General features: G+C 55.6%; 2 protein-coding genes. Both read left to right on the forward strand.

Going from position 1 to position 1,456, the window contains the following annotated elements:
* Nucleotides 1-143 precede the first annotated feature (143 nt).
* Nucleotides 144-626, forward strand: coding sequence for a GNAT family N-acetyltransferase (locus tag BM062_RS24865; protein WP_254785246.1), 483 nt, complete (start codon nt 144-146; stop codon nt 624-626).
* A 126-nt stretch (nt 627-752) separates the two neighbouring features.
* The gene (locus BM062_RS24870) at nt 753-1,277 is read left to right on the forward strand and encodes a DUF1993 domain-containing protein (protein WP_092402415.1); all 525 of its coding nucleotides are present in this window, start codon (nt 753-755) and stop codon (nt 1,275-1,277) included.
* Nucleotides 1,278-1,456: the final 179 nt, after the last annotated feature.

Below are 1,456 nucleotides of genomic sequence, written 5' to 3' on the forward strand. Positions count from 1 at the left end.
TCTCCAGTTCGTGCTGGTACGGTGCAGGGATTTTTAGCATGCCCCATTATAGAAAAAGCCTTCCAATTTCGGAAGGCTTTGTCAGCAACCTGAAGACAGGCGTTTGCCTGTCTTTTTTTATTTCCGCTATGGACCGCTTGAAAATGATCACCATCAGTCCCTATTCAGAATCGTATCGCGACGGCGTGATCGCGTTGATCCTGCCGATCCAGCAGACCGAATTCGGCTTCGCAATCACTTTGCAGGAACAACCCGACCTGCTGGATATCCCCAATTTCTACCAGAGCGGCCACGGCAATTTCTGGATCGCCCGGGCCGGCGAGGAAGTGGTCGGCAGCATATCGCTGAAAGATATCGGCAACGCCCAGGGTGCGCTGCGCAAGATGTTTGTCAAGGCGCCGTTCCGCGGCCGTGAGCACCGGGTCGCCCATCGTTTGTTGCAAGAACTGCTCGGCTGGTCGCGCCGGCAAGGATTGCGGCAGGTGTTCCTGGGCACGACGGCAGCCTTCCTGGCCGCGCATCGTTTCTATGAAAAGAACGGCTTTGCCGAGATCGACGCCAGCGGCCTGCCGCAGGCTTTCCCACGCATGGGGCTCGATACCAGGTTCTATCGCCTCGACCTGTAGTTCCAGCCAGGCCGCCGCACCAGGTGGACTGGGCGCACAGGCAGTTCCCAGGCTGGCATGCAGCGCCGGGCCAAAACGGATAGGATGATGCTCTCGGCTTGATGCCCATCCTTCCAGGAGTCCGACATGCAGTCCTTATCGATGTACCAAATTTCCGTTCCGGTGTTCGTGCGTGGCTTAGGCGTACTCGCCGGTTACCTGGAGAAGGCCGAGGCCCACGCCAAGGCCGGCAACATCGACCCCGCCGAAATGGTCAACGCCAGACTGGCGCCGGACATGCTGTCGCTGGCAGGACAGATCCAGCGCGCCAGCGACACCTCGAAAAATGCCATCGGCCGCTTGTCGGCGGTCCAGGCGCCACGCTTTGAAGACAACGAGACGACACTAGCCGAGTTGCAAGAGCGGATTGCCAAGACAATCGCATTCCTGGAAAGCGTACAGCCGCAGGATTTGCAAGAAAGCGCAACACATCCGGTGACGTTAACCTTCGGCAAGTTCAAAACCACCCTGCAAGGCGACGCCTACCTGCTGACGTTCACCCTGCCGAATTTTTTCTTCCACGTAGCCACCGCCCACGCCATCCTGCGCAACAAAGGAGTAGCCGTAGGAAAACTCGACTACCTAGGCCACTTCGACATAGAACCGGCCTAACAGAAATTAATTAGAGTCAGAGTCGAATTAACTTAGCAATAATTAATTAGGGTCAGAGTTGAATTAATTTTTAAGAATTAATTCAACTCTGATAATCATCTAGCCGTCCTCCCCTTGGCAAACGCCAAGCGATAAAGTAACGGTGCGAACCCAACTTTATCAAGGAGAACGGCATGTTA

The sequence above is a fragment of the Collimonas sp. OK412 genome, from assembly GCF_900112135.1.
Taxonomy (GTDB): domain Bacteria; phylum Pseudomonadota; class Gammaproteobacteria; order Burkholderiales; family Burkholderiaceae_D; genus Collimonas; species Collimonas rhizosphaerae.